At 60.8% G+C, this 25,600-nt stretch carries 30 protein-coding genes, 1 tRNA gene and 1 pseudogene; 28 read left to right on the plus strand and 4 right to left on the minus strand.

Going from position 1 to position 25,600, the window contains the following annotated elements:
• The 15 genes from ACNA0I_RS03880 to tatC all read left to right on the plus strand — a co-directional run bounded on the left by ACNA0I_RS03880 (window position 1) and on the right by tatC (window position 10,454).
• Complete coding sequence (locus ACNA0I_RS03880) at window positions 1–246, plus strand: BolA family protein (RefSeq protein WP_094824096.1); 246 nt, start codon at window positions 1–3, stop codon at window positions 244–246.
• Entirely contained in the window at window positions 246–1,514 is a 1,269-nt protein-coding gene (murA, locus tag ACNA0I_RS03885) for a UDP-N-acetylglucosamine 1-carboxyvinyltransferase (protein ID WP_415804729.1), read from the plus strand. The genes ACNA0I_RS03880 and murA overlap by 1 nt, the downstream gene beginning before the upstream one ends.
• A complete protein-coding gene (gene hisG / locus ACNA0I_RS03890; RefSeq protein WP_415804730.1) occupies window positions 1,511–2,191 on the plus strand; it encodes an ATP phosphoribosyltransferase in 681 nt (226 codons plus the stop codon). The genes murA and hisG overlap by 4 nt, the downstream gene beginning before the upstream one ends.
• Before the next feature lie 92 nt (window positions 2,192–2,283).
• The gene (gene hisD / locus ACNA0I_RS03895; RefSeq protein WP_415804731.1) at window positions 2,284–3,588 is read left to right on the plus strand and encodes a histidinol dehydrogenase; all 1,305 of its coding nucleotides are present in this window, start codon (window positions 2,284–2,286) and stop codon (window positions 3,586–3,588) included.
• Window positions 3,585–4,685 carry a histidinol-phosphate transaminase gene (gene hisC, locus ACNA0I_RS03900; RefSeq protein WP_415804732.1) on the plus strand — a complete coding sequence of 367 codons (1,101 nt, stop codon included), beginning with the start codon at window positions 3,585–3,587 and terminating at the stop codon, window positions 4,683–4,685. Before hisD ends, hisC begins: the two co-directional genes overlap by 4 nt.
• 16 nt (window positions 4,686–4,701) lie before the next feature.
• On the plus strand, window positions 4,702–5,289 hold the full coding sequence (gene hisB / locus ACNA0I_RS03905) for an imidazoleglycerol-phosphate dehydratase HisB (RefSeq protein ID WP_415804733.1): 588 nt from the start codon (window positions 4,702–4,704) through the stop codon (window positions 5,287–5,289).
• Window positions 5,290–5,314: 25 nt separating this feature from the next.
• Complete coding sequence (gene hisH / locus ACNA0I_RS03910) at window positions 5,315–5,965, plus strand: imidazole glycerol phosphate synthase subunit HisH (RefSeq protein WP_415804734.1); 651 nt, start codon at window positions 5,315–5,317, stop codon at window positions 5,963–5,965.
• A 62-nt stretch (window positions 5,966–6,027) separates the two neighbouring features.
• Window positions 6,028–6,768, plus strand: a complete 741-nt coding sequence (gene hisA / locus ACNA0I_RS03915) for a 1-(5-phosphoribosyl)-5-[(5-phosphoribosylamino)methylideneamino]imidazole-4-carboxamide isomerase (protein ID WP_415804735.1) — start codon at window positions 6,028–6,030, stop codon at window positions 6,766–6,768.
• The gene (gene hisF, locus ACNA0I_RS03920; protein WP_415804736.1) at window positions 6,765–7,607 is read left to right on the plus strand and encodes an imidazole glycerol phosphate synthase subunit HisF; all 843 of its coding nucleotides are present in this window, start codon (window positions 6,765–6,767) and stop codon (window positions 7,605–7,607) included. The genes hisA and hisF overlap by 4 nt, the downstream gene beginning before the upstream one ends.
• Before the next feature lie 9 nt (window positions 7,608–7,616).
• The gene (gene hisI / locus ACNA0I_RS03925) at window positions 7,617–8,021 is read left to right on the plus strand and encodes a phosphoribosyl-AMP cyclohydrolase (RefSeq protein WP_094836990.1); all 405 of its coding nucleotides are present in this window, start codon (window positions 7,617–7,619) and stop codon (window positions 8,019–8,021) included.
• Complete coding sequence (locus ACNA0I_RS03930; RefSeq protein WP_094824087.1) at window positions 8,018–8,365, plus strand: phosphoribosyl-ATP diphosphatase; 348 nt, start codon at window positions 8,018–8,020, stop codon at window positions 8,363–8,365. Before hisI ends, ACNA0I_RS03930 begins: the two co-directional genes overlap by 4 nt.
• A gap of 13 nt (window positions 8,366–8,378) precedes the next feature.
• Entirely contained in the window at window positions 8,379–8,747 is a 369-nt protein-coding gene (locus tag ACNA0I_RS03935) for a histidine triad nucleotide-binding protein (protein WP_415804737.1), read from the plus strand.
• 18 nt (window positions 8,748–8,765) lie between these two features.
• Complete coding sequence (tatA, locus tag ACNA0I_RS03940; RefSeq protein ID WP_094824085.1) at window positions 8,766–8,996, plus strand: Sec-independent protein translocase subunit TatA; 231 nt, start codon at window positions 8,766–8,768, stop codon at window positions 8,994–8,996.
• A gap of 97 nt (window positions 8,997–9,093) precedes the next feature.
• Window positions 9,094–9,654, plus strand: a complete 561-nt coding sequence (gene tatB, locus ACNA0I_RS03945; protein WP_415804738.1) for a Sec-independent protein translocase protein TatB — start codon at window positions 9,094–9,096, stop codon at window positions 9,652–9,654.
• Between the two features lie 86 nt (window positions 9,655–9,740).
• Window positions 9,741–10,454 carry a twin-arginine translocase subunit TatC gene (gene tatC, locus ACNA0I_RS03950; RefSeq protein ID WP_415804837.1) on the plus strand — a complete coding sequence of 238 codons (714 nt, stop codon included), beginning with the start codon at window positions 9,741–9,743 and terminating at the stop codon, window positions 10,452–10,454.
• Between the two features lie 176 nt (window positions 10,455–10,630).
• Here the strand turns inward: tatC and ACNA0I_RS03955 are convergent.
• Both ACNA0I_RS03955 and ACNA0I_RS03960 read right to left on the minus strand, forming a co-directional pair.
• Window positions 10,631–11,604: S1C family serine protease (locus tag ACNA0I_RS03955; protein ID WP_415804739.1), on the minus strand; the 974-nt coding region annotated here is incomplete at its 5' end.
• Between the two features lies 1 nt (window position 11,605).
• A pseudogene (locus tag ACNA0I_RS03960) lies at window positions 11,606–11,818 on the minus strand (2-alkenal reductase); the annotation flags it as partial.
• Between the two features lie 20 nt (window positions 11,819–11,838).
• Here ACNA0I_RS03960 and ACNA0I_RS03965 point away from each other — a divergent pair.
• A complete protein-coding gene (locus ACNA0I_RS03965; RefSeq protein ID WP_415804740.1) occupies window positions 11,839–12,615 on the plus strand; it encodes a Nif3-like dinuclear metal center hexameric protein in 777 nt (258 codons plus the stop codon).
• A gap of 159 nt (window positions 12,616–12,774) precedes the next feature.
• Here ACNA0I_RS03965 and mscL read toward each other — a convergent pair whose 3' ends face one another.
• A complete protein-coding gene (mscL, locus tag ACNA0I_RS03970) occupies window positions 12,775–13,221 on the minus strand; it encodes a large conductance mechanosensitive channel protein MscL (RefSeq protein WP_415804741.1) in 447 nt (148 codons plus the stop codon).
• 146 nt (window positions 13,222–13,367) lie between these two features.
• Between mscL and petA the strand changes: the two genes are divergently transcribed.
• From petA to ACNA0I_RS04000, 6 genes are all read left to right on the plus strand, one after another.
• A complete protein-coding gene (gene petA / locus ACNA0I_RS03975) occupies window positions 13,368–14,009 on the plus strand; it encodes a ubiquinol-cytochrome c reductase iron-sulfur subunit (RefSeq protein ID WP_415804742.1) in 642 nt (213 codons plus the stop codon).
• A gap of 64 nt (window positions 14,010–14,073) precedes the next feature.
• Window positions 14,074–15,462, plus strand: coding sequence for a cytochrome b (locus ACNA0I_RS03980; protein WP_415804743.1), 1,389 nt, complete (start codon window positions 14,074–14,076; stop codon window positions 15,460–15,462).
• 19 nt (window positions 15,463–15,481) lie between these two features.
• Window positions 15,482–16,324, plus strand: a complete 843-nt coding sequence (locus ACNA0I_RS03985) for a cytochrome c1 (RefSeq protein WP_415804744.1) — start codon at window positions 15,482–15,484, stop codon at window positions 16,322–16,324.
• 160 nt (window positions 16,325–16,484) lie between these two features.
• Complete coding sequence (locus tag ACNA0I_RS03990; protein WP_415804745.1) at window positions 16,485–17,096, plus strand: glutathione S-transferase N-terminal domain-containing protein; 612 nt, start codon at window positions 16,485–16,487, stop codon at window positions 17,094–17,096.
• Between the two features lie 17 nt (window positions 17,097–17,113).
• The gene (locus ACNA0I_RS03995) at window positions 17,114–17,572 is read left to right on the plus strand and encodes a ClpXP protease specificity-enhancing factor (protein WP_415804746.1); all 459 of its coding nucleotides are present in this window, start codon (window positions 17,114–17,116) and stop codon (window positions 17,570–17,572) included.
• Window positions 17,573–17,704: 132 nt separating this feature from the next.
• A tRNA-Thr gene (locus ACNA0I_RS04000) sits at window positions 17,705–17,780 on the plus strand.
• Between the two features lie 27 nt (window positions 17,781–17,807).
• Here the strand turns inward: ACNA0I_RS04000 and ACNA0I_RS04005 are convergent.
• A complete protein-coding gene (locus ACNA0I_RS04005) occupies window positions 17,808–17,993 on the minus strand; it encodes a hypothetical protein (RefSeq protein WP_415804747.1) in 186 nt (61 codons plus the stop codon).
• Window positions 17,994–18,274: 281 nt separating this feature from the next.
• Between ACNA0I_RS04005 and ACNA0I_RS04010 the strand changes: the two genes are divergently transcribed.
• The 6 genes from ACNA0I_RS04010 (at window position 18,275) to ACNA0I_RS04035 (ending at window position 25,597) form a co-directional block, all read left to right on the plus strand.
• Window positions 18,275–18,652, plus strand: a complete 378-nt coding sequence (locus ACNA0I_RS04010) for a YkvA family protein (protein WP_415804748.1) — start codon at window positions 18,275–18,277, stop codon at window positions 18,650–18,652.
• Window positions 18,652–20,097 (plus strand): DUF2868 domain-containing protein, encoded by a 1,446-nt coding sequence (locus tag ACNA0I_RS04015; RefSeq protein ID WP_415804749.1) that lies wholly within the window; start codon window positions 18,652–18,654, stop codon window positions 20,095–20,097. Before ACNA0I_RS04010 ends, ACNA0I_RS04015 begins: the two co-directional genes overlap by 1 nt.
• Entirely contained in the window at window positions 20,090–21,475 is a 1,386-nt protein-coding gene (locus ACNA0I_RS04020) for a GTPase/DUF3482 domain-containing protein (protein ID WP_415804750.1), read from the plus strand. Before ACNA0I_RS04015 ends, ACNA0I_RS04020 begins: the two co-directional genes overlap by 8 nt.
• A gap of 407 nt (window positions 21,476–21,882) precedes the next feature.
• A complete protein-coding gene (locus tag ACNA0I_RS04025; RefSeq protein WP_415804751.1) occupies window positions 21,883–23,487 on the plus strand; it encodes an ABC transporter substrate-binding protein in 1,605 nt (534 codons plus the stop codon).
• 201 nt (window positions 23,488–23,688) lie between these two features.
• Window positions 23,689–24,660 (plus strand): ABC transporter permease, encoded by a 972-nt coding sequence (locus ACNA0I_RS04030; protein ID WP_415804752.1) that lies wholly within the window; start codon window positions 23,689–23,691, stop codon window positions 24,658–24,660.
• A 10-nt stretch (window positions 24,661–24,670) separates the two neighbouring features.
• Window positions 24,671–25,597, plus strand: coding sequence for an ABC transporter permease (locus tag ACNA0I_RS04035; protein WP_415804753.1), 927 nt, complete (start codon window positions 24,671–24,673; stop codon window positions 25,595–25,597).
• The last annotated feature ends 3 nt before the right edge of the window (window positions 25,598–25,600 follow it).

Consider the following 25,600-nt stretch of genomic DNA (forward strand, 5'->3'; position numbering starts at 1 on the left):
ATGCTGCCTACCCCCGAGCAGGTTCGCCAATATATCGCCGACGGGCTGCCTTGCGATCATCTGGATGTGCAGGGCGACGGCTCCCATTTTGACGCCGTTATCGTCAGCCCCGCATTCGAAGGTAAACGCTTGATCGCACGCCATCAATTGGTCTACGCCGCACTGGGCGACCGCATGAAGGCCGAAATCCACGCGCTATCCATGCGCACCCTGACTCCCGACGAATACACCAAGGCGGGCAACTGATGGACAAGCTATGTATCACCGGCGGCGCGCCCCTGCGCGGCGAGGTCACCGTTTCTGGCGCCAAGAACGCGGCATTGCCTATTCTGTGCGCAGGCCTGCTTACTGCCGACACCGTCTCTCTGGCCAACGTGCCAGCCCTGAATGACACGTCCACCATGTTGCGCCTGTTGGCCCGCATGGGGGTCAAGGCAGAACGCGGCGCCGACGGCATCGTGACCTTGCAAGCCCACCAGGTCGACAATCTGGAAGCTCCCTACGATCTGGTCAAGACCATGCGTGCCTCGATCCTGGTGCTCGGGCCGCTGCTCGCCCGCTTCGGCGAGGCTCGCGTCAGCCTGCCGGGCGGATGTAGCATCGGGCAACGCCCCGTCGACCAGCATATCAAGGGCCTGGCGGCATTGGGCGCCGACATTCGCATCGAACACGGCTTCGTCATCGCCAAAGCTGCACGGCTAAAGGGCGCCTCCATTCTCACAGACATGGTCACCGTCACAGGCACGGAAAACCTGCTGATGGCCGCCGTATTGGCCGAGGGCCAGACCGTTCTCGAAAATGCTGCCCGCGAACCAGAAGTCGTCGATCTGGCCGAGCTGCTGATCAAAATGGGCGCGCGTATCCAGGGTCATGGCACGGACCGCATCGTGATCGATGGCGTGGACAGCCTGCATGGCGCCGAGCATCGTGTCAGCCCCGACCGGATCGAGGCCGGGACCTTTCTCTGCGCCGTGGGTGCGGCGGGCGGCGACATCGTTCTGCGCAACGTCGCCCCGGACATGATGGGTGCGACCTTGGACAAACTCACCGAAGCCGGCCTTACGCTGGAAACCGGCCCGGACTGGATTCGCGGCGCCATGCAAGGCCGGCCGCGCGCGGTCGGCTTCCGCACTCACGAATACCCGGGCTTTGCCACCGACATGCAAGCCCAGCTGATGGCCTTGGACACTATCGCGCAAGGCACCTCGGTGATCGTAGAAACCATCTTTGAAAACCGCTACATGCACGTGCAAGAGCTACGCCGCATGGGTGCGGACATCGACATCGATGGCCACACCGCGGTGGTGCGCGGCGTTGAACGCCTGTCGGGCGCCACCGTCATGGCCACCGATCTGCGCGCCTCGGCCAGCCTGGTCATCGCCGGCCTGGCCGCCGAAGGGCAAACCACCATCGACCGCATTTACCACCTGGATCGCGGCTACGACCGCATGGAAGTCAAACTACGCGCGCTGGGCGCTGACATTCAGCGCTTGAGCGGCAAGGAATCCCTATGAGCCCCGTCGCCAACGCTCCCATCACCCTGGCGTTATCCAAGGGCCGCATTTTCGAGGAAACACTGCCACTGCTGGCTGAGGCCGGTATTGAGGTCCCCGAAAACCCGGAGAGCTCGCGCAAGCTGATTCTGCCGACCAGCGACCCCGGCCTGCGCCTGATCATTGTTCGTGCCTCCGACGTTCCCACGTACGTCCAGTACGGCGCTGCCGATCTCGGCATCGCCGGTAAAGACGTGCTGATCGAGCACGCAGCCCAGCAGCCCGGTGGCCTGTATCAGCCCATCGACCTGAACATCGCCAAATGCCGGCTGTGCGTCGCGGTGCGCAACGGATTCGACTACGAAGCCGCTGTCCACCAAGGCGCACGCCTGCGCGTAGCCACCAAATACGTGCAATCTGCACGCGAGCACTTTGCGGCCAAAGGCGTCTACGTCGACATCATCAAGCTGTATGGCTCGATGGAGCTCGCCCCGCTGGTCGGACTGGCCGACTGCATCGTCGACCTGGTGTCCTCGGGCGGCACGCTGCGCGCCAATGACCTGGTCGCCGTAGAAGACATCATGGCTATCTCGTCGCGCCTGATCGTCAACCAGGCCTCGCTCAAGACGCGCGGCGCGCGGCTGCAACCCCTGCTGGACGCGTTCCAACGGGCGGCAAATGCCGGCGCCGCGGCCTGACGCGGCCTGCGCCCGCTACACTATGTCTTTACCTGCTCCGGTGGCCGTGCTGATATACGCCGCCGGGGGTCTCTTTGCTTCACCATGACGCCATGGCCCTGATCAATCGCCTCGATTCCCGTCAGCCGGATTTTGCTGCCGCGCTGTCCAAACTGCTGGCTTTCGAAGCCACCGAAGACGAATCCATCGACCGCGCCGCGGCCGGCATTCTGGCGGATGTACGCCATCGCGGTGACACGGCGCTGCTGGAATATACCCAGCGCTTTGATCGCGTTGCCGTGTCGTCGGCCGACGCTCTCGAAATTCCCAAGGCCGACTGGCATGCCGCCTTGGCGGCTTTGCCCGCCGCGCAACGTAATGCGTTGGAAACCGCCGCCGATCGCGTCCGCGCCTATCACGAACACCAACGTGGCGAGACCTGGACCTACACCGACGCCGAGGGCACCTTGCTGGGCCAGCAGATCACCCCGCTGGACCGCGTGGGCTTGTACGTGCCGGGCGGCAAGGCTGCCTATCCCTCGTCGGTCCTGATGAATGCGATCCCCGCCAAAGTGGCAGGCGTCCCCGAGTTGATCATGGTCACGCCCACGCCTGACGGCGTACGCAATCCGATCGTCCTGGCCGCTGCCGCCATAGCCGGCGTGGACCGCGCATTCGCCATCGGCGGCGCCCAAGCGATCGGTGCATTGGCCTACGGCACGGCGACCGTGCCGGCAGTAGACAAGATCGTCGGTCCGGGCAACGCCTATGTCGCGGCCGCCAAGCGTCGCGTATTCGGCACCGTGGGCATCGACATGATCGCGGGCCCCAGCGAAATCCTGGTCATCTGCGACGGCAATACCCCGGCCGACTGGATCGCCATGGACCTGTTTTCGCAGGCCGAGCACGACGAATTGGCACAATCCATTCTCTTGTGCCCCGATGCTGCCTTCATCGACGAGGTCGAGGCCGCCATCGAGCGTCTGCTGCCCACCATGCCACGCGCCGACATTCTGCGTGTGAGCCTCGCCAATCGCGGCGCGTTGATTTTGGTGCGGGATCTGGACGAAGCCTGTGCCATCGCGAACGACATCGCTCCCGAGCACTTGGAAATCTCGACGGAGCAGCCCGAACACTGGACCGCGCGCATCCGGCATGCTGGCGCCATCTTCATGGGCCGTTTCAGCTCCGAATCGCTGGGCGACTATTGCGCCGGCCCCAACCACGTATTGCCCACATCCCGCACCGCCCGGTTTTCCTCGCCGCTGGGCGTGTATGACTTTCAAAAGCGCTCCAGCCTGATTCAGGTATCTCATCAGGGTGCTCAGACACTGGGCCGCATTGCCGCCGAACTCGCGCTGGGCGAGGGTCTGCAGGCCCACGCAGCCAGCGCGCAATACCGGCTGGACAAACCATGACGCCGCGCACCGCGGCCGACCGCATCGCCGGTACGGTTCGGGCGGATATCCGGGCGTTGAGCGCCTATCCTGTGCCGCCTGCCGCGGGCGGCATCAAGCTCGACGCCATGGAATGCCCATACGAGTTGCCGGATGCCGTACGCGACGACATCGCTCGCGCCGTCCACGATACGGCGCTCAATCGTTATCCGGCGGGCGACACTACCGAACTCGCCCATGACGTACGCCAGGCGTTCGGCATTCCTGCCGAGTCCGGATTGTTGTTTGGCAACGGCTCCGACGAACTCATCCACCTGATCGTTCAAGCCTGTTGCGAGCCCGGCGACACCGTGCTGTCGCCGTGGCCATCGTTTGTCTATTTCGACATGGCGGCGCGTTTTGATCACGCGCGTTTCGTCGGCGTACCACTGACTGCGGATCTGCAGCTGGATTTGCCCGCGATGTTGCAGGCCATCGCCCAAGATCGTCCCAAAGTGGTCTTTTTAGCCTTGCCGAATAACCCCACCGGCGGCCTGTGGCCCGACGAAGCCGTGCAGGCCATCATCGATGCCGCGCCTGGGTTGGTGGTCCTGGACGAGGCCTATCAGCCCTTCGCCAACCATACTTGGATGACGCGTCTGCCTACGCTGCCCCATGCCGTGATCTTGCGCACCGTTTCCAAGATCGGCCTGGCGGGTCTGCGCTTCGGTTACCTGTCCGGCCATCCCGACTGGATCGCACAGTTCGACAAAGTCCGTCCGCCGTACAACCTGAACGTGCTGACGCAAGCCGCATTGCGTGTGGTATTACGCCACAAAGCCGTCCTCGACCGGCAGGCAGCCCAGTTGCGCGCCGATCGCGAGCCGCTGGCCCGCGCGCTGGCCGATTTGCCGGACGTCACCGTGTTTCCGAGCGCCGGAAACTTCATTCTTGCCCGCTTTTCCGGCGAGTTCGACGGTAACGCTGTGCATCTTGCGCTGAAAACGCGCAAAATACTGGTAAAGAACGTTTCCAGCGCGCACCCGTTGCTGGCCAACTGCCTGCGAATCTCGATAGGCACGCCCGCCGAAAACACCGCGTTGCTATCCGCTCTACAAGACATTCTCCGTTCCCATTAGGCTCGCCCCTCTTTTTATGCGTACCGCCGATATCACCCGCAACACCAACGAAACGCGCATCCGCGTGTCCGTCAATCTGGACGGCACCGGCAAGCAAACCCTGGACACAGGCGTACCGTTTCTGGACCATATGCTGGATCAAATCGCCCGGCATGGCTTGATCGACCTGGACATCAAGGCCGAAGGGGATCTGCACATCGATGCGCACCACACCGTCGAAGATGTCGGCATCACCTTGGGTATGGCCGTCGCCAAAGCCGTCGGCAACAAGGCCGGCCTGCGCCGCTACGGACATGCCTACGTGCCGCTGGACGAGGCCCTGTCGCGCGTGGTCATCGACTTTTCCGGCCGGCCGGGCCTGGAATATCACATCCCGTTCACGCGTGCGCGCATCGGGAATTTCGACGTGGACCTGACCCGCGAATTTTTCCAGGGCTTCGTCAATCACGCGTTGACCACGCTGCACATCGACAACCTGCGCGGCTTCAACGCCCATCACCAATGCGAGACCGTCTTCAAGGCGTTCGGGCGTGCCCTGCGCATGGCGCTGGAAATCGATCCGCGTATGGGCGACGTCGTGCCCTCCACCAAAGGCGTGCTGTAACTCCACCACCCGCAGGCAGAATTCAGTGACCACCATTGCCATCGTCGATTATGGAATGGGCAATTTCCATTCCGTGGCGCGCGCGCTGCGCTACGCTGCGCCCGATGCCGACATTCGCATCTGCAACCGTGCCGCCGATATTGATGCGGCCGATCGCGTCGTATTTCCCGGCCAGGGCGCCATGGCCGACTGCATGCGCACCCTGAACGAATCGGGGCTGCGCGACGCCGTCGTGCGCGCTGCTCGCGCCAAACCGCTGCTGGGCGTATGCGTAGGCGAACAGATGCTGTTCGAAAGCAGCGAAGAGGGCAACACCCCGTGCCTGGGCGTGTTCCCGGGCACCGTACGCCGATTTTCGGGCGACCAGTTTGCGGACGGCACCCCATCCACCGGCACTGAACGCCTGAAAGTCCCTCACATGGGCTGGAACCAAGTCCGACAAACGCGCTCCCATGCTTTGTGGGACGGGATTCCGGATCTCACGCATTTTTACTTTGTGCACAGCTACTATGCCGCGCCTGCCGATCCCGCGCTGACTATCGGGGAAACCGACTATGGCGGCAAGTTTACGTGCGCTGTCGCAGCCGCTAACATTTTCGCGGTGCAATTTCACCCCGAGAAAAGTGCGGCTCACGGTTTGCGCCTGTATCGCAATTTTGTAGACTGGAACCCATAACTCCCGTACGAGCCTCGGGCCGGACTTTTTTCAACCACCTTTTTCAACGCTCGCTATTCACCATGCTGCTGATCCCCGCCATCGATCTCAAAGACGGGCGCTGCGTACGCCTACGCCAGGGAGACCTCGACGAGGTAACGGTATTCTCTGAAGAACCCGCCGCCATGGCCTCGCACTGGCTCGACCTGGGCGCACGCCGCCTGCACTTGGTCGACCTGAACGGCGCCGTCGCCGGCAAGCCCAAGAACGACGCTCCCATCAAAGCCATTCTGGAGGCCGTGGGCGACGAAATTCCCGTGCAAATCGGCGGCGGTATCCGTGACCTCGACACCATCGAGTCTTATCTGGATGCCGGCATCTCGTACGTCATCATCGGCACGGCTGCGGTGAAAAACCCGGGATTCCTGCAAGACGCCTGCGGCGCCTTTCCCGGCAAAATCATCGTGGGCCTGGACGCCCGGGATGGCAAGATCGCCACTGACGGCTGGAGCAAACTCACCCGCCACGACGTGCTGGACTTGGCCAAAAAGTTCGAAGACTACGGTTGCGAATCGATCATTTACACCGACATCAGCCGCGATGGCATGCTCTCGGGCGTGAACGTTGATGCCACAGTCAAGCTCGCGCAGCACGTCCGCATTCCCGTGTTCGCCTCGGGCGGCATTGCCGACATGAAAGACATCGAGGCCCTGTGCGCAGTCGAAGACGAAGGCGTCGAGGGCGCCATTCTGGGCCGCAGCATCTACGAAGGCACGCTCGACTTTCAGGCCGCCCAGGCTCGCGCCGACGAACTGAATCCATGAACACGCCCACCGCCACGACAACCGCAACACCGGCCACGTCCGCGAATACCGCTGGACCATCCGGTGCGCTGACCCGCCGCATCATTCCGTGCCTGGACGTCACGGCGGGACGCGTCGTCAAAGGGGTCAACTTCGTCAACCTGACCGACGCCGGCGACCCGGTTGAAATCGCGCGCCGTTACGACGAGCAGGGCGCCGACGAGCTCACGTTCCTGGACATCACCGCCACCAGCGATGATCGCGATCTGATTCTGCCGATCATCGAGCAGGTCGCCTCGCAGGTATTCATCCCCCTGACCGTTGGCGGTGGCGTACGCCAGGTCTCCGACGTGCAGCGCCTGCTCAATGCTGGCGCCGACAAGATCAGCATCAACAGCGCGGCCGTCGCCAACCCGGAATTGGTGCGTGCTGCTGCCAGTTACCACGGCTCGCAATGCATCGTGGTCGCCATCGATGCCCGCCGGGTCTCCGCGCCTGGCGAGCCAGCCCGTTGGGAGGTCTTTACCCACGGCGGACGCAAATCGACGGGGCTGGACGCTGTGCAATGGGCCAGCCAGATGGCGGCCTATGGTGCGGGCGAAATCCTGTTGACCAGTATGGACCGCGACGGCACCAAATCGGGCTTTGATATCGAACTGACCCGCGCCGTCTCGGACGCCGTGCCGGTTCCGGTGATTGCCTCAGGCGGCGTAGGCAGCCTGCAGCACTTGGCCGACGGCGTCACCGCCGGGCGCGCCAGTGCAGTGCTCGCGGCCAGCATTTTCCACTTTGGTCAACACACGGTACGCGAATGCAAGACATTCATGGCCAACCAAGGCATCGCCGTCAGACTAGATTAGACTGTACCCATGAATACCGATCCCGCCTGGATGGCCGAGGTTGTTTTTGACGACAACGGCCTGATTCCCGCCATCGCTCAAGACGCCGAAAACGGCCAGATCCTGATGGTGGCCTGGATGAACCGCGAGTCCCTGGCCGAAACTGCCGCCACGGGGCGCGCCGTCTATTGGTCTCGTTCACGCCAACGCCTCTGGCGCAAGGGCGAAGAATCCGGCCACACACAGACCGTGCACGATTTGCGCCTGGACTGCGACGGCGATGTCATCCTGCTCAAGGTGCACCAAGAGGGCGGTATCGCCTGCCATACTGGTCGGGCCAGCTGCTTTTTCCGCCACCTGGAGGGCCCGGCCGACAGCGCCTCCTGGGTGACTGTCGACCCCGTCCTGAAAGACCCGGAACACATTTACAAATGAGCCAGCCCTTATCCGGCGCCGACACGCTCGCGCGTATCGCCGACACTCTGGAGACCCGCCGCCCCGAAAACGGCGGCGATCCGCAATCGTCGTATGTCGCCAAACTGCTGGCCAAAGGCCCCGACGCCTTTTTGAAGAAAATCGGCGAAGAAGCCACCGAACTCGTCATGGCGGCCAAAGACGGCGTGCCAGACCGCATCATCAGCGAGACCGCCGATCTGTGGTTTCATTGTCTCGTCACGTTGACTCACTACAATCTGCGCCCCGAAGACGTGTTGGCCGAGCTGGCACGACGGGAAGGCCTCTCGGGTCTCGAAGAAAAAGCACGGCGCCCCGCGTCTTGAGTACGGAACAACCATGAGCGACAACTGTATTTTCTGCAAAATCGCCCGCGGCGAAATTCCCTCGAAAATCGTCCACCAGGACGAGGAATTCGTTGCGTTTCACGACATTAACCCAGCCGCGCCCGTCCATCTGCTGCTCATCCCGCGCCGACACATTGTCTCGCTGCAGGACGTCGGCGCAGACGATGCGGGCTGGTTAGGTAAAATGACAGTATTGGCATCCCGCCTAGCAGCGGAAAATGGCTGCCGACCGGGCCCCGATGGGGGATTCCGTCTCGTTGCCAACGCCGGCATCGACGGTGGCCAGGAAGTACCGCATTTGCATTTCCATATCATCGGCGGTCAGCGTCCCTGGAAAGGGCGCGTGGCTCCCAACGCATAACCCCGGAGAACCGTCATCATGGGTAGCTTTAGCATCTGGCATTGGTTGATCGTCCTGGTCATCGTGGCACTCGTATTCGGCACCAAGAAACTGCGCAATATCGGCGGAGATCTTGGCGGCGCCGTCAAAGGCTTCAAGGAAGGCATGAAAGAAGCCAACAGCGATACCAAGCCCGAACAGGTCTCGCAGCAGAAAGTCGCCGACGACACCATCGACGTCCAGGCCAAAGAAAAGACCAACAACTCCTAATCCACGTGGCTCGGGTTTAACCGTCCCGCAGGCAACGTCGTCAGACGTTGCCTTGCTGCGTTGTCCTTGTCTCTTTGTTTAAGCGAGCAGATGTCGCATGTTTGATGTCAGTTTCACTGAGCTGATGGTGATTGGCGTCATTGCGCTGATTGTCATCGGGCCGGAACGGCTGCCCAAAGTGGCACGCACCGTCGGACATTTGCTCGGCCGTGCCCAACGTTACGTCAATGACGTCAAAAGCGACATCCAACGCGAGATCGAGCTCGATGAACTGCGCAAGTTCAAAAGCGAAATGGACGATGCCGCAAGCAGCGTGAAAACGTCGCTGCGAGACACCGAAAACTCGCTGCGTACGGGTCTGAACGATACAGCCCGCGAAGCCACGCAAAGCATTTCGGATCTGAAAAAAGAAGTCGAGGCCCCCGCGGGCGCCGATAACCGTTCGACAGCCACGGACGCTCCTGCACTGGATGCAACCCCGCCTGTCGCGACCGGCACGGCAACTGCCCGTGCAGAGGCCTCGACCGCAGCAACGACCCCTGTTGGTGCGGAATCGCCCGCCCCAACGGCATCGCCGGCTTCTGCGTCCGTTAACGATACCGCGGCCGTTACTGACTCGGCGGCGCCCCCCCAACCGAAAACCTCGACCACGCCGTGACTCAGACCACCAAGCACGACGAGCTGGACCAGGATCAGCCGCAAGAAACCTTCATCTCGCACCTGGTCGAGCTACGTAGCCGTCTCATGAAGGCTGCCGCCGCCGTACTCGGTGTCTTCATCATTTTGTTTCTCTATCCGGGCGCCTCGGTCATCTATGACATCCTGGCCCAACCCATGCTGGCTTCGCTGCCCGAAGGCACACGCATGATCGCCACGGGCGTCATCACGCCATTCATGGTGCCGGTCAAGGTCACCTTGATGGCCGCCTTTGTCATCTCGTTGCCCGTCGTGCTGTACCAGGCCTGGGCCTTTGTCGCGCCTGGTCTGTATCGTCACGAAAAGCGCCTGGCCTTGCCGCTCATCGTATCCAGCACGTTGCTGTTCATGCTGGGCATGGCCTTCTGCTATTTCTTTGTCTTTCGCACGGTCTTTCACTTCATTTCGACCTTCGCCCCGCAATCCATCACGCCAGCACCGGATATCGAGGCCTATCTCAGCTTCGTCATGACGATGTTCATGGCATTCGGTATCACGTTCGAAGTCCCGGTCGCCGTGGTCTTACTGGTCAAGACCGGTATCGTCGAACTAAGCAAACTGCGCAGCGCGCGCGGCTACGTTGTCGTCGGCGCCTTTGTCATTGCTGCGGTCGTCACACCACCCGACGTCGTCAGCCAATTCATGCTGGCCGTCCCGCTGTGCTTGTTGTACGAGGTCGGCTTGATCGTGGCGCGCATGGTCACACCTAACAGCAAAGACACCGGTTCAGACGACACAGGCAACCTCACAGAACAACGGTAACCGTACACAGGCGCCCCAATAACACTGCCCCCAGACCTTGGATCAACATCCAAGCCTCTGGGGGCAGTATCATTCGCGCCTCAGCTCGGCACGCCAGGCGTCTGCTGAACACCAATCCGGTTTCTAGCGCCGCACGGTATGCCGCACGGGAATGCCCGCCTCGCTGCTCTCCCGATTCAACGTGGCTGTGTCGGCCGCGTCCCGATGGTCACCGACATATCGCGCAACTTGCCGCCGCGCATCACACCCAGCGTAGCCTTTTCTCCCGGCGGCAATGCCGCGATCAAGCGCAGCAACGTCATCGTATCCTGCACCTCGGCATCATCCACTGTCTGCACAATATCGCCGACGCGCAGCCCACTTTTGCCTGCAGGACCATCACGAATCACGCCTGCAATCACCACACCTTTGGTATTGGCCGGCAGACTGAAGGCGCGCGCCAGATCGGGAGTGATGTCTTGCGGCTCGATCCCCAGCCACCCCCGCCGTACCGCTCCCGTCTTGATGATTTCTTCCATGATCTTGCGCGCCGTATCCACAGGAATCGCAAATCCGATTCCCAGAGAGCCGCCCGTCTCGGAATAAATCGCTGCATTGATCCCCACCAGATTGCCTTGTGTATCGATCAGCGCACCGCCTGAGTTTCCAGGGTTGATCGCAGCATCGGTCTGGATGAAATTCTCGTACGTATTGATGCCCAGGCCATTACGGCCCAATGCCGACACAATCCCCTGTGTCGTGGTCTGCCCCACCCCGAACGGATTGCCAATCGCCAACACCACGTCGCCTACATGCAGGCTGCGATCGGTCGCCAACACCGCTACCGGCAGCGGGCGCAAGTTATCAGCCAGTTTCAACACAGCCAGATCGGTATCCGGGTCGGCCCCCACGACCTTCGCGGTTCCCGCACGGCCATCGGCCAGCGCCACTTCGATCGCGTCGGCCGCCTCGACTACGTGATAGTTCGTCAGCACGTAGCCTTCGCTGCTCACAATCACGCCGGATCCCAGACTCGTGGACGCCTGGCGGCGGCTCAAGCCCGGCACCTGGCCAAACAACTGGCGCAGAATCGGATCCTCGGGCAACGGCACGACCGGTACATCCACGTGCTTGCTGGTGTACACGTTCACCACAGCCGGTGTCGCGCGCGNCACGGCGTAGGAGTATGACGAGACACCAGGCTCAATGACGGCCGGTACACCTGCACCGCTGACGGGCGCGGCAGGCGCGCTTGGCCTGGCCGCATCGGAGGCGGGCGCAGGCGCCGACAGACGCAGCCAATCGGGCCGCAACGTAGTCACGACGAATAAAATGGCCAGACACACCGTGACGGCCTGAGCAAATATCAGCCAATAGCGACGCATAATCCTGACAAGGTAGGGCAATGAAAACGATCGACACCCGCGAACTGGCGGCCTGGCTGGACGCCACGCTGCAAGCGCCGCGATTCAAAGATTACTGTCCCAACGGCCTGCAAGTCGAAGGCAAGCCGCGCGTAGGCCACATTATCACCGGAGTCACCGCCTCCGAGGCGCTCATACGCGCTGCCATCGAACGTAACGCAGATGCCGTACTCGTGCACCACGGTTGGTTCTGGAAAAATGAGGATCCCCGCGTACGCGGCCCTCGCCGCACCCGCCTGGCACTCACGCTGGCGCACGATCTCAATCTGTTCGCGTACCACTTGCCGTTGGATGCTCACCCTGAATGGGGCAACAACGCTCAACTGGCGCGTGTACTGGGATTGACACCCGAGCGCGACGACACAGGGGCACCCATTACGTGTGGCCACGGTGACCTGATCTGGCTCGGCAATGCGCCAGACTTGAGCACGCTGGGCGCATTGGCGACACGCGTGCAACAACGCCTGGGGCGCCAGCCCCTGCTCATCGGCGATCCCGACCGGCCGCTGCGCCGCATCGCGTGGTGCACTGGCGGCGCACAAAGCATGTTGGCCGATGCCATCGATGCCGGCGCGGATGCCTACATCACGGGCGAGGCTTCAGAACCTACCTACCACTTGGCGCGCGAAACCGGCACAGGATTTATTGGCGCCGGCCACCACGCCACAGAACGCTATGGTGCCCAGGCATTGGGTGAAGCCGTGGCAAAACACTTCGGCATTCGCGTCGAATTCATCGACATCGACAACCCCGTATAAACCCACGCAGCCCACGGCTATCGCGGCAACCGAGCCTCGACGGATGGTCCACGGTCTACGCCCACAACCCCGATGATGACGCATGCCCCTGGCCATCCCAGCCAGGGGCATGCGTCATACCAAGCCCAGTCGTGCGCCGTGGGGCAGCATCATCGGAGACTACTTCCTCAGCAAATCGCGGATTTCGCGCAGAACCACCACATCCTCAGGAGGCGCTTCAGGCGCGGCAGGGGCTTCTTCTTCCTTGCGGCGCGCCGTGTTGATCATCTTGACAATAATGAAAACAACAAACGCTAACAGAATGAAATTGATAAGGATCGTCAAGAAGTTGCCCCAAGCCAACACATTGGCGCCAGCCTTGCTCAAATCCGCATAGGTCATGGGGCCCGTGTAGCCCTCGGGCATAGACAAAACGAGGAACTTGTTGGAAAAATCAACCGAGCCGCCGAGGATGAAATTCACCAACGGCATGATCAAGTCCTTCACTATCGAGTCCACGATCTTGCCAAACGCCGCACCGATAATGACACCAATCGCCAGATCAACTGCATTACCTTTAACCGCAAAATCGCGAAACTCTTTGAGAAAACCCGATGTCTTGCTCATGAATGCTCCTTAGGTCGTTCGCCCGTGACTGGGCAGGCGCTATAATAAGCGGTTGCGACACTGTTACATGTTTCACACAACAGGTGCTGCGTGCGTGAATCCTGATGCTATACAGGTAATGCAGGCGCATCAATAAGGATGGGAAGATGAGTCAGGATACGCTGTTGCATGACGAAGATGGTGCGGTTGATCCCAACCTGCCACCAGATCCTTCTCGCCGCTTCTGGGTCACTACGGCCTGTGCGGTGGGCGGTGTGGCCGGTGTAGCGACCGCCATTCCATTAGTTAGTACCTTTGCCCCATCCGAAAAAGCGCGCGCTGCGGGCGCCCCCGTCGAAGTCGACGTTGCCGACCTGACCCCCGGTCAAATGCGCACCGTCGAATGGCGCGGCAAGCCGGTCTGGATCCTGCGCCGCAGCGATGCCCAACTCGCCGGCATCAAAAAACAAGATCCGTATCTCGCGGACCCCAATTCCGAGCGTCCAGGCTTCACGCCGGAATACGCCAAAAACGAAGACCGGTCTCGCAAACCCGATCTGTTCGTCTGTGTGGGCATCTGTACCCATCTGGGCTGTTCCCCCACTGCGCACTTCGAAACCGGTGGCGGCGGTGGCCTGCCCGCATCCTGGGAAGGCGGCTTTCTGTGCCCCTGCCACGGCTCGACCTTCGATCTGGCCGGTCGCGTGTACAAAAACAAACCCGCGCCCGATAACCTCGAAGTTCCGCCATATCAATACCTGAGCGACACCCGCATCATCGTCGGGGTTGACGAAGACAACAAGGCCTGACGCGCGCTGCGCGCGGCTTTACCCCGACCTTAGCAAAATACGCCTCGTATAGAAGGAGCCATTCATGGCTGGCGAAAAAACCGTCGAGACAACAGGGCTGCTGGGCTGGCTGGACCGGCGCTTTCCGGTAACCTCAACCTGGAAGGCGCATCTTTCCGAATACTACGCGCCCAAGAACTTCAATTTCTGGTATTTCTTCGGGTCCCTGGCCCTGCTGGTGCTGGTCATCCAGATCGTCACCGGCATCTTCCTCGTCATGCACTACAAGCCCGACGCCGAACGCGCGTTCCAGTCGGTCGAATACATCATGCGCGAGGTTCCATGGGGCTGGCTGGTGCGCTACATGCACTCCACCGGGGCCTCGATGTTCTTTGTCGTGGTCTACCTGCACATGTTGCGCGGGCTCTTCTACGGGTCCTATCGCAAGCCGCGCGAGCTGGTCTGGATATTTGGCGTCGCCATTTTCCTGTGCCTGATGGGCGAGGCGTTCTTCGGCTACCTGCTGCCCTGGGGCCAGATGTCCTACTGGGGCGCCCAGGTGATCGTGAACCTGTTCTCGGCCATTCCTTTCATCGGGCCTGAACTGTCGATCTGGATCCGCGGCGACTACGTCGTGTCCGACGCCACCCTGAACCGCTTCTTCTCGTTCCACGTCATCGCCATTCCGCTCGTGCTGATCGGTCTGGTCGCTGCACACTTGGTCGCGCTGCACGAAGTCGGCTCCAACAACCCCGACGGCGTCGAGATCAAGCAAGGTCCCAAAGACAAATACGGCCGCCCGAAAGACGGCATTCCATTCCATCCGTTCTACACCGTGCACGACATCATGGGGGTCGCCGGCTTCCTGATCGTCTTCGCAGCGATTGTGTTCTTTGCGCCTGAAATGGGCGGGTATTTCCTGGAATACAACAACTTCATCCCTGCCGACCCGCTCAAGACGCCGCCGCACATCGCTCCAGTGTGGTATTTCACGCCGTTCTACTCGATGCTGCGCGCCACCACGGCCGAATTCACCTGGATCCTGGCCGGCGCGGCTGTCCTGGGCGCGATCGCGTTGTTGTTCAAGAGCAGCCTGAAAGGCATCCTGCGCATCGCCATCCCCGCGGTGCTGATCATCGTCGCTGTCCTGCTGCGCACGATCGACGCCAAATTCTGGGGCGTGGTCGCCATGGGCGGGGCGGTGGTCATCCTGTTCTTCCTGCCGTGGCTGGACCATTCCCCGGTCAAATCCATCCGTTATCGCCCCACGTGGCATAAATGGTTCTACGGCATTTTCATTGTCAATTTCCTGGTGCTGGGCTTCCTGGGTACTCAACCACCCAACGACGTGTACAACCTCATGTCGCAGATCGGCACGCTGATCTATCTGGGCTTTTTCTTCCTGATGCCGGTCTGGAGCCGGTTAGGGACTTTCAAGCCCGTGCCCGACCGCGTGACGTTCCATGCCCATTGACCCACGAACCGAAAACGGAATGACCATGATCAAGAAGCTGATTGGTGCTGTCGCGTTCATGTTCGCGTGCGCTGGCGCCTACGCCGCAGAGGGCGGCTACCCCCTGGAAACCGCCCCCAACCGCGTCAACGACGTGGCCGCCCTGCAAAACGGCGCCAAACTGTTCGTCAACTACTGTCTGAACTGTCACAGCGCATCCTCCATGCGCTACAACAAGCTCCAGGACATCGGACTGACCGACGAGCAGATCAAAGAAAACCTGCTATTTACCGGCGAGAAAGTCGGCGATCTGATGCATGTCGCCATGACGCCGCAGGACGCCAAGAAATGGTTCGGCACCACGCCGCCAGACTTGTCCGTCATTGCCCGCGCCAAATCCGTCAACGCGGGCCCGACCGGCGCCGATTACATCTATACCTATCTGCGCACGTTCTATCGGGACACCGCCCGGGCCACCGGCTGGAACAACCTGGTCTTTCCCAACGTAGGGATGCCGCACGTACTCTGGGAACTGCAAGGCCCGCGCGAGCTCACCACCGTGGCGATGCACGAGGTTTCGGGCGGCGGCTGGGAACGCGTCACCACCACCTACGACAGCCAGGGTTACGCCCAGGTCAAGACCGAGCCAGTCGCGAATTTCCACGGACACGCTACACTTGAGGCTAAGTTCAAGGCTCTGGACCCGGCCAAAGTGGCCAGCTACGACAATGATGTGGCCGATCTGACCGCATTTTTGTCCTGGATGGCCGAACCCCAACAGTTGTTCCGCAAGCAATTAGGGGTCTGGGTGCTGTTGTTCCTGGGCCTGTTCCTGCTGGTGGCTTGGCGTCTGAACGCTTCCTATTGGAAACACGTTCGCTGAAGTTCGCCCCACCGGACAGCTGGACTATGCAATACACTTCGGGGCCGGCAACCTAATCCCGATCGGGCTACGGTCCGCCCGCCCCACCCTGGTAATCGGGGCCAGCGTTTGCTAGATTAGCGGCGCTGGCCTTTCGCTTTTCATACAAGGACTCACCGCCATGATGGTGCTCTATTCCGGAACCACCTGCCCTTTTTCGCAACGCTGCCGCTTTGTGCTCTTCGAAAAAGGAATGGATTTCGAAATCCGCGACATCGACCTGTACAACAAACCCGAAGACATCGCCGTCATGAACCCGTACGGCCAGGTACCCATCCTGGTCGAACGTGACCTGGTGCTGTACGAGTCCAACATCATCAACGAATACATCGACGAGCGTTTCCCTCACCCGCAATTGATGCCGGCCGATCCGGTCATGCGCGCGCGCACCCGCCTGTTCCTGTACAACTTCGAAAAAGAGCTGTTCGTGCACGTCTCCACCCTGGAAGACCGCAGCAGCAAGCCCGACGAAAAGAAACTGGCCACCGCTCGTCAAGCCATCCGCGACCGTCTGGCTCAGTTGGCTCCGTTGCTGTTGAAAAACAAGTACATGCTGGGTGAAGAGTTCTCCATGCTGGACGTGGCAGTCGCCCCCTTGTTGTGGCGCCTGGATCACTACGGCATCGAGCTGCCCAAGAACGCCGCACCGCTGCAAAAGTACGCCGAACGCATCTTCTCGCGTCCTGCGTACATCGAGGCGCTGACGCCCTCTGAAAAAGTGATGCGTCGCTAAGCGGAGGGCTGTGTACGATGGGTGAAACTTCCACCAAACCGTATCTGTTGCGCGCCTTGCACGAATGGTGCACGGACAACGGCTATACGCCGTACATCACCGTACAAGTCGACGAGCACACCCGGGTGCCCATGGCACACGTCCGCGATGGCCAGATCACGCTCAACGTGGGCACGCTGGCTACCAACAAGCTGGTATTGGGCAACGAATTCATCGAATTCCAAGCCCGCTTCAGCGGCGTCGCGGAAAACGTCTGGGTACCAGTGGCTGCCGTCAGTGCGATCTACGCGCGTGAAACAGGTGCCGGCATGGGCTTCGAAGTCCAGCCCTACGAGGCTCCCAGTGCAGATGATGCCGCCGTACCCGCCGATGCCGCAGACGTCGAACCGGGCGAGCTCGCCCCGGCTGCCGATGACAGCAATGGCGACGGCGATGATGACGAACCCAAACGCCCCCGGCTGACCATCGTCAAGTAGGGCGGCAAGACCGTTCGTCATCGGTAAATGCCTCAGATTTGCCGAAGGAACTCCAGGACGGGCACATGCCCGCCCTGAGTTTCCTATACAATGCAAACCCTTCGCCCCCATGCCCTCCATGGCGGTGCGTCTGCCGGTGTAGCTCAGTTGGTAGAGCAGCTCACTTGTAATGAGAAGGTCGAGGGTTCGATTCCTTTCACCGGCACCACACAGTACATAACCCCGTCCACCATACTCACTGCGTCTGCGCCAGAGCAAAGATCCGTGGCACGACCAAAATCAATCGTGCCCATTGTTCGGTGGATTCGGCACCGCTGCTCCCATTGCTGATCATGCAACTCGGCTCGATGAACGTTTGCAGGCCGATCTGCCCAGAAATCGAGCCGGCAACGGATGCCGGAGATTGGCCGAAAGCGGCCATGACAGTGCATGCGACTAGCCATTTTTGTTCAACATAATGACTCTCGCTGCATAATTGCGTGACGGCCCGCTCAGCGGCACGATCAATTTATTAACATTAATTAAAATTAATTGATCGAATTAGGCCAAACGCAGTGCAGCAACATGCAAATAATAAATATTATTTTTAACAACCTCCTTTCTGTCCGAATTTCACAACGCTGAGGGGGCCACTGAAATCCCGGCTCGGGGTCTACAATGGGGCATCACCTGATCAACGCTGGGCCTCGTGCCCACTGCACTATGTCGACTGCGAACCCTACCTACGAAAAGGCCTACTCCGACCAGCGCTTCTGGCGCAAGGCGACACGCCATGCGTCGGCGGCAGGCAAGCAGGCCCTGGAAAAAGCGCTTTGGCTGTATTACGCCGTCAAGAGCCCCGACACGCCCAAGTGGGCACGCCGCGTCATTTATGGCGCGCTGGGTTATTTCGTGCTGCCGCTGGACGCCATTCCGGACTTGGCGCCTCTGGTGGGTTACACCGATGACCTGAGCGTCATGACGGCGGCGCTCGCGACCGTGGCGTTCTACATCAACGACGACGTCAAACAACAGGCCAGCGTCAAGCTGCAAAACTGGTTTGGCACAGCAGACACGACCGACGCTCCCAACGCTCGTTAATGACTTCGCGCGCCGCCATCACGACGGCCCCCCAGGACAACCCGCCATGGCAAGCCCACTGGCTGGCCGAGACCATACGCCTGCGCGAAGAACACTGGGGCCCGCTCGAAGACGCCGACGCCGTACGCCAGGCGCGTAATGGACCGGGTGCCCTCGAAGACCGGATTTTGGTGCGAGCCCAATGGCTCGGCCGGCGCGAAGGACTGGACCAGTTGATAGGGCGCTGGCGCCAAGGCGCGATCATCAGCTTGCTGCTATTGCTGTTGATTGCCGTCGTGGCGGGGATAGGCTCGGCCGCGGGCGCACTGGGCGACGGGACACGTCCGGTAAACGTGCTGTGGGCGGTCGGCGCGCTGCTCGGCCTGCATGCGTTGACGTTTTTGCTGTGGCTGCTTTCGTTCCTGCTGCGCCCCGCTCACACGACGGGACTGGGGCGCATATGGCTATGGGCCACCCGCAAATTCGCGCGCGGTCCGGATGCCGCGCTCGTGCCCCAGGCCTTGATGAATCTGCAGGCGCGGGCGGGCGCCCTGCGCGGGTTGTTCGGCACCATCAGCCACACACTCTGGCTGGCGGGCTTGGCAGCGGCATTGATTACCTTGTTGATCATGCTCTCCACCGCCAGCTATCGTTTTGTCTGGGCAACGACGCTATTGCAACCGGACACCTTCGTTTTCCTGACGCGCGCGCTCGGCTGGTTACCGGCACAACTGGGGTTTGCCGTCCCGGCCGACGATATCGTGCGAGCCAGCGACAACAGTCAGGTCCTGCCTGCGACGGCGCAGGCGCAATGGTCCGTCTGGCTCATCGGCGTGATCGTGGTGTATGGCGTATTGCCCCGATTGATCGCTTGGCTGCTCTGCCTGATGCAGACGATCCGCGCTCAACGACGCATACACATCGATCCCGCATTGCCGGGCTACGCCACGCTGCGCGACCGGTTGTTGCCGGCAGTACAGTCCAGCGGCATCGATCGTCCCGTGGATCCCCTACATCAACCGCAGATCGGCGCCGGGCGCACCATCGAATCCGGCGCGCTGGAGGCATTGGGCACCCACCCCCTGCTGGTCAGCCTGGAGCTGCCCTCCGATATCCCCTGGCCACCGGGCGATCTCCCCGCCGGCATATACAACGCGGGCAACCTGGACTCGCGCGAACAACGCAATCGCTTGCAAGACGCGCTGGCGCAAAGCCACACTCCGCGTCTGCTGATCGCCTGCGACGCGCGGCAAACCCCTGATCGCGGCACGCTGGGCTTGATCGCATCATTGACCGATAAAGCCGCTCAAACGCGCGTCTGGTTATACACAAACGACGAGCCGTCGTCGACATCGCATCGCACGCAAACGTGGCGCGAACGTCTCACGGAAGCAGGCATGGCACCGGCGGCCATTGTGCAGAATTCCGATCAACCGCTACGCTGGCTGGAGACTGGCGATGACTGATCCGATGCTGAAAATCGCGGTCGTCGGACACACCAATACCGGCAAGACCTCCTTGCTGCGTACGCTCACGCGCAACAGTGACTTCGGCGACGTGGCCGACGGTCCAGGCACCACGCGCCATGTCGAAGGCGCGCGTCTGCAATTGGACGGCAAACCTGCCCTGGAATGGTTTGACACGCCAGGCATGGAAGACAGCATCGCCTTGCTCGAATATCTGGAAAGACTGGACGACCCGGATAGTCGCCGCGATGGGCCTGCGCGTATCCGCCGTTTTCTGGATTCCCCCGAAGCGCATCGACGCTACGAACAAGAAGCTCGCGTACTGACCAAGATGCTGGACTGCGACGCGGCCTTGTACGTGATCGACGCGCGCGATCCCGTGCTGAGCAAGCATCGAGACGAATTGGCCTTGCTCGCGGCGTGCGGCCGGCCCTTGTTGCCGGTGCTGAATTTCGTCAACGCACCTGCGCACCGCGCCGATGAATGGCGAGACGCCATGGCGCGTCTGGGTTTGCATGCGGCACTGGAGTTCGACACGATCGCACCGCCCCTGGACGGCGAGCGGCAGTTGTATGGCAAATTGGCCGTCTTGCTGGACCGCCATGCCGCCACGCTGCATCTTCTCTCCGATGCACTGGCGCGCCAGCGTGACGAACGCCGCCAGGCGGCGTGGCAATTGGCGGCAGACCTGCTGATAGACGTGGCCGCGCTACGGATGGCCAGCCCGGCCGATGACGAGGCGCTACGCACGCACGCTGCGACGTTGCGCGAACATGTCCGCCGCCGCGAACAGGCCTGTGTCGATGCCTTGCTCGCGCTTTACAACTTTCATCGCCACGACTACGCCGACGATGATCTGCCGTTGACGGATGCACGTTGGGGCATGGATTTGTTTCATCCACAGGCGTTGAAAGACATGGGGATTCAATTGGGCACAGGCATGGCCGCTGGCGCCATGGCGGGCGCCGCCGTCGATATGCTCAGCGCGGGCCTGAGCCTGGGTACCGGCATGCTGATTGGCGCCGCCGCAGGAGGCCTCTGGCAGGGCGTCGAACGCTTTGGCGGGCGGCTGATGGGCAAACTGCGCGGCTATCGTGAAATCACCGTCGACGATGCGGTACTGCGTTTATTGGCATTGCGACAACGTCAATTGATTCGCGCCTTGGAACGTCGCGGCCACGCCGCGCGCGACCCGGTACACCTGGATCGGCCCGCCGACCAGACGTGGCGTTCGGGTCGCCTGCCCGATATCTTGAAAGAAGCCCGCAGCCGGCCCGAGTGGTCCGCACTAAACAAGGGCCACGACGACGACGAGCGCCGCAAACGCGCCGTCGCCGACCTGTCTCGCGTGTTGGCCACGCAGGACAGCGCATCCTGAGCCAGACGGTATCGGCGCTTTCCGCCGCACGGCCAAGACACCCTCGGCCGGTGATCCACACCGTCACACCCGGGTTTTTCACTACCCGCAACCGAGTACTAACCCCAAGCCAAAACAGTTGACGCTTAAATCACTGCCTCTATAAGATTCGACGTACCTTGGCAGCACTTATCCCACGCCGAGCAACCGAATCACCCGAGGTCAGGTCTATCGTGAATTCGAAGTCCTATGCAGTGATCAACGCCGCCGCTGCGCGCCTTCATGCGCACGTCGTCGTGCGTCGCCTCATACGAGACCTCGCATCGTTGTAAGCAATACGCCGAGCCCCCGGCCTGTACATACCATTGGGGCGGGGGCCCTGTTACTTCTGTCGCGCAATCCGCGCATTACACGGAGCACAAAGGGCTATGCGTATCACTCCTCTCATCAAGCGTTCGGCGTTGGCGCTAGCCATTTGCGCCGCGACAGTCGCGGGCACCGCGCACGCCAAGACCCTGCATTGGGCCTACCAAGGCGATGCCACCTCCATGGATCCCATGGCGTTGAATGAAACCTTCACACTGGGCTTTCAAGGCAACATCTACGAAACGCTCGCCGGTTACGACGGCGAGATGAAGCTGGTCCCGCTATTGGCAGAGAGCTGGGAAAACACCGAACCGACGAAATGGGTGTTCAAGCTGCGCAAAGGCGTCAAATTTCATGACGGCTCCCCCTTTACCGCAGACGATGTGATTTTCTCGTGGAAACGCAGCATGACGCCGGGCTCGGACATGAAGGGCTATGGCGCCAAAGCTTCCGAGGTCAAGAAAATCGATGACCACACCATCGAGGTCATCACGCCCACGCCGAACCCGATTTTGCCGCGGGAATGGACCTTTCTCTACATCATGAGCAAATCATGGTCGGAGAAAAACAAGACCACCGAGGCCACAAACGTCAAAGGCGACAATCAGGGCAACTATGCCAACCTGCATGCCAATGGCACGGGACCATTTGTCCTGGTAGAGCGCCAGCCCGATGTAAAAACCACGCTTAAACGCTTTGACGGCTATTGGAATAAAGACATCAAGACCAATATCGACGAAGTCGTGTTCCAACCGATCACTCAAGAAGCCACACGGGTCGCGGCATTGATATCGGGCGAGATGGACATCGTGCAACCCGTGCCGGTACAGGATTGGAAACGCCTGGAAGACGCCCCCGGCGTGAAGCCCCTGACCGAACCCGAGGCCCGTACCGTGTTCATCGGGATGGATCAACACCGCGACGAACTGCTGTACTCGAACATCAAGGGGAAAAACCCCTTCAAGGACGCCCGCGTGCGCGAGGCGGTTGTGCTGGCAGTAGACATCAACGCCATCAACCAGAAGATCATGCGCGGCGCCGCCAAACCCTTGGGCTCGTTAGTCGCGACCTCGGTCAACGGCTACGATGCCTCCTACGGCGAACCCTACAAACCCGATCCCGCCCGCGCCAAGAAACTGCTGGCCGATGCCGGCTATCCCGATGGCTTTACCGTCACGCTGGACTGCCCCAACGATCGCTACGTCAACGACGAGAAAATCTGCCAGGCTGTCGCCGGCATGCTGGCGCGCATCGGCATCAAGATCAATCTGCTTGCGCAAACCAAGTCCAAGTATTTCGGCAAGATCCTGCTGCAGGCCGGCAACGACACCAGCATGTATATGCTCGGCTGGACACCAAGCTCGACCGATGCCCACAACGTGCTGTTGAACCTGGCATCGTGCCGAGACAGCAAGACAGCGGCGGGGCAATTCAATCTGGGGGGTTATTGCAATCCGAAAGTCGACGAGCTTACCAACAAGATCGGTGTAGAAACCGATCAGGCCAAGCGCAACGCCATGATCAAAGAAGCCTTTGAGATCGTGCGCAAAGACTACGGCTACCTGCCTTTACATCAGCAACCCATGTCATGGGGCATCAAAGACTCGCTCCAGGTCGTACAGCGCGCCGACGACGTATTGGATCTACGCAACGTCGTCATGCCTTGACGAACCGCTGCGCGAGGATGAGCAGACTTGCAGGATAAGACTCGCTGGTCATCTCGCATCGTCGCGCAGCGCGGGACACGCTGAATTCATGTCTCGCGCGGCAGGCTCGGTCCCTGCTGCGCGATACGCCGCACACGAAAACACGATACGCACGATCCGTCACATCGCGCGTATCTGATTTTCCCCTCACGGAATCCGCTCATGCTGGCTTTTATCGGGCGACGCCTGCTGCAATCGGTCCTGGTCATGCTGACCGTCGCGCTCATTGCATTTGCCATGTTCCGCTATGTTGGCGACCCAATCGTCAGCATGGTAGGGCAAGACACCACCGAGGCTCAACGCGCCGAGCTGCGCGAGAGTTTAGGACTCAACGATCCGTTCGTCGTACAGTATGCGCGCTTTGTGAGCAATGCTGTGCAGGGAAATTTCGGCATCTCGTATCGGCAGCGCCAGCCTGTCAGCGACCTCATCGAGCAGCGACTGCCTGCCACATTGGAACTGTCTTTTGTCTCTGCGTTGATGGCCTTGGCCTTTGGCATTCCCATGGGCATCTACACCGCGCTGCGTCGCCACGGCGTACTGTCCCGGGCTTTCATGGCCTTATCGCTAGCGGGCATTTCCTTGCCGACCTTTCTGATCGGCATTTTGCTCATTCTGGTATTCAGTGTGCAGTTGCGTTGGCTGCCCAGCTTCGGCCGCGGCGAGGTCATCGCGATCGGCGGCTGGACGACGGGTCTGCTCACGCCGTCGGGTCTGGCTGCACTGATCCTGCCGGCGATCACGCTGGCATTGTTCCAAATGACGCTGATCATGCGTCTGGTGCGCGCCGAGATGCTGGAGATCCTGCGTGCGGACTTCATCAAATTCGCCCGCGCGCGCGGCCTGCCGCAGCGCTTGATCAATTTCCGCCATGCATTAAAAAACACGCTGGTTCCCGTCATCACCATCACGGGCCTGCAGCTGGGCTCAATCATTGCCTTTGCCATCATTACGGAAACCGTCTTCCAGTGGCCCGGCATGGGGCTGCTGTTCATTCAGGCCATCAGCACGGTCGATATTCCGGTGATGGCAGCCTACTTGGTATTGACTGCGTTCTTTTTTGTGCTGATCAATCTCATTGTCGACATTCTGTATGTCGTCGTCGACCCGCGCCTGCGCGTGCAAAGCAAGTGAAGGAGCACTCATGATTGCCCGCCTGGCCCCATTGTTTGCACGCGCGGCCGACAGCGACCTTTGGTATAGCTTCAAACGTACACCCAGCGCCGTCATTTCTGCCGTCATCACACTGATCATCGTGATCGGTGCGCTATGCGCACCTTTCATCGCGCCACACAATCCTTTCGATCTGGCATCGTTGAATATCATGGATGCCAACACGCCGCCCGCGTGGAATCCTGACGGCACGACCGACTTTCTACTGGGTACCGATGATCAGGGCCGCGATATTTTGTCAGCGATCCTGTATGGCTCTCGCGTATCCCTGTTTGTCGGTTTTGCGTCCGTGCTGTTTTCCATGGTGCTGGGCGTCTCGCTGGGCTTGATCAGCGGTTACGTGGGCGGCCGTGTCGATAGCATCATCATGCGTATCGCCGACGTACAACTCTCGTTTCCCGCGATTTTGATTGCGCTATTGATCGACGGCGTGGCACGCGGCCTGTTGCCGCGCGACATGCATGATCAATTGGCGTTGTATGTGTTGATCTTTGCCATCGGCATCTCGGGCTGGGTGCAATACGCACGCACGGTGCGCGGCTCGACCATGGTCGAGCGCAACAAGGAATACGTGCAGGCTGCCAAACTGATAGGCATCGGTCCGTTGACGATTTTGCGCCGGCATATCTTGCCCAATGTCATGGGCCCGGTGCTGGTCATCGCGACCATCCACCTGGCCATTGCCATCATTACCGAGGCCACGCTGTCATTCCTGGGCGTGGGCGTTCCACCCACCGCACCATCGCTGGGCACGTTGATTCGCATCGGCAACAGTTATCTGTTTTCCGGGATGTGGTGGATATCGATTTTCCCGGGCATTGCCCTCGTCGCATTAGTGTTGTCGGTCAATTTGCTGGGCGATTGGCTACGCGACGCACTCAATCCCAAATTGCGCTAAAGG

It is taken from the genome of Bordetella muralis (genome assembly GCF_965139205.1).
Classification (GTDB): domain Bacteria; phylum Pseudomonadota; class Gammaproteobacteria; order Burkholderiales; family Burkholderiaceae_B; genus Bordetella_A; species Bordetella_A muralis.

Bases quoted from the DNA above. Each gene is read 5' to 3' on its own strand.
- ACNA0I_RS03980 (WP_415804743.1), top strand. From the start codon at position 14,074: ATGGCTGGCGAAAAAACCGTCGAGACAACAGGGCTGCTGGGCTGGCTG.
- mscL (WP_415804741.1), bottom strand. From the start codon at position 13,221: ATGAGCAAGACATCGGGTTTTCTCAAAGAGTTTCGCGATTTTGCGGTT.
- tatC (WP_415804837.1), top strand. From the start codon at position 9,741: ATGAAGGCTGCCGCCGCCGTACTCGGTGTCTTCATCATTTTGTTTCTC.
- hisD (WP_415804731.1), top strand. From the start codon at position 2,284: ATGGCCCTGATCAATCGCCTCGATTCCCGTCAGCCGGATTTTGCTGCC.
- ACNA0I_RS04005 (WP_415804747.1), bottom strand. From the start codon at position 17,993: ATGGCCGCTTTCGGCCAATCTCCGGCATCCGTTGCCGGCTCGATTTCT.
- hisC (WP_415804732.1), top strand. From the start codon at position 3,585: ATGACGCCGCGCACCGCGGCCGACCGCATCGCCGGTACGGTTCGGGCG.
- ACNA0I_RS03880 (WP_094824096.1), top strand. From the start codon at position 1: ATGCTGCCTACCCCCGAGCAGGTTCGCCAATATATCGCCGACGGGCTG.
- tatB (WP_415804738.1), top strand. From the start codon at position 9,094: ATGTTTGATGTCAGTTTCACTGAGCTGATGGTGATTGGCGTCATTGCG.
- tatA (WP_094824085.1), top strand. From the start codon at position 8,766: ATGGGTAGCTTTAGCATCTGGCATTGGTTGATCGTCCTGGTCATCGTG.
- hisF (WP_415804736.1), top strand. From the start codon at position 6,765: ATGAACACGCCCACCGCCACGACAACCGCAACACCGGCCACGTCCGCG.
- ACNA0I_RS04010 (WP_415804748.1), top strand. From the start codon at position 18,275: ATGTCGACTGCGAACCCTACCTACGAAAAGGCCTACTCCGACCAGCGC.
- hisG (WP_415804730.1), top strand. From the start codon at position 1,511: ATGAGCCCCGTCGCCAACGCTCCCATCACCCTGGCGTTATCCAAGGGC.
- ACNA0I_RS03965 (WP_415804740.1), top strand. From the start codon at position 11,839: ATGAAAACGATCGACACCCGCGAACTGGCGGCCTGGCTGGACGCCACG.
- ACNA0I_RS04020 (WP_415804750.1), top strand. From the start codon at position 20,090: ATGACTGATCCGATGCTGAAAATCGCGGTCGTCGGACACACCAATACC.
- hisB (WP_415804733.1), top strand. From the start codon at position 4,702: ATGCGTACCGCCGATATCACCCGCAACACCAACGAAACGCGCATCCGC.
- murA (WP_415804729.1), top strand. From the start codon at position 246: ATGGACAAGCTATGTATCACCGGCGGCGCGCCCCTGCGCGGCGAGGTC.
- ACNA0I_RS03985 (WP_415804744.1), top strand. From the start codon at position 15,482: ATGACCATGATCAAGAAGCTGATTGGTGCTGTCGCGTTCATGTTCGCG.
- ACNA0I_RS03935 (WP_415804737.1), top strand. From the start codon at position 8,379: ATGAGCGACAACTGTATTTTCTGCAAAATCGCCCGCGGCGAAATTCCC.
- ACNA0I_RS03990 (WP_415804745.1), top strand. From the start codon at position 16,485: ATGATGGTGCTCTATTCCGGAACCACCTGCCCTTTTTCGCAACGCTGC.
- hisI (WP_094836990.1), top strand. From the start codon at position 7,617: ATGAATACCGATCCCGCCTGGATGGCCGAGGTTGTTTTTGACGACAAC.
- ACNA0I_RS03995 (WP_415804746.1), top strand. From the start codon at position 17,114: ATGGGTGAAACTTCCACCAAACCGTATCTGTTGCGCGCCTTGCACGAA.
- ACNA0I_RS04030 (WP_415804752.1), top strand. From the start codon at position 23,689: ATGCTGGCTTTTATCGGGCGACGCCTGCTGCAATCGGTCCTGGTCATG.
- hisA (WP_415804735.1), top strand. From the start codon at position 6,028: ATGCTGCTGATCCCCGCCATCGATCTCAAAGACGGGCGCTGCGTACGC.
- ACNA0I_RS04035 (WP_415804753.1), top strand. From the start codon at position 24,671: ATGATTGCCCGCCTGGCCCCATTGTTTGCACGCGCGGCCGACAGCGAC.
- ACNA0I_RS04025 (WP_415804751.1), top strand. From the start codon at position 21,883: ATGCGTATCACTCCTCTCATCAAGCGTTCGGCGTTGGCGCTAGCCATT.
- petA (WP_415804742.1), top strand. From the start codon at position 13,368: ATGAGTCAGGATACGCTGTTGCATGACGAAGATGGTGCGGTTGATCCC.
- ACNA0I_RS03930 (WP_094824087.1), top strand. From the start codon at position 8,018: ATGAGCCAGCCCTTATCCGGCGCCGACACGCTCGCGCGTATCGCCGAC.
- ACNA0I_RS04015 (WP_415804749.1), top strand. From the start codon at position 18,652: ATGACTTCGCGCGCCGCCATCACGACGGCCCCCCAGGACAACCCGCCA.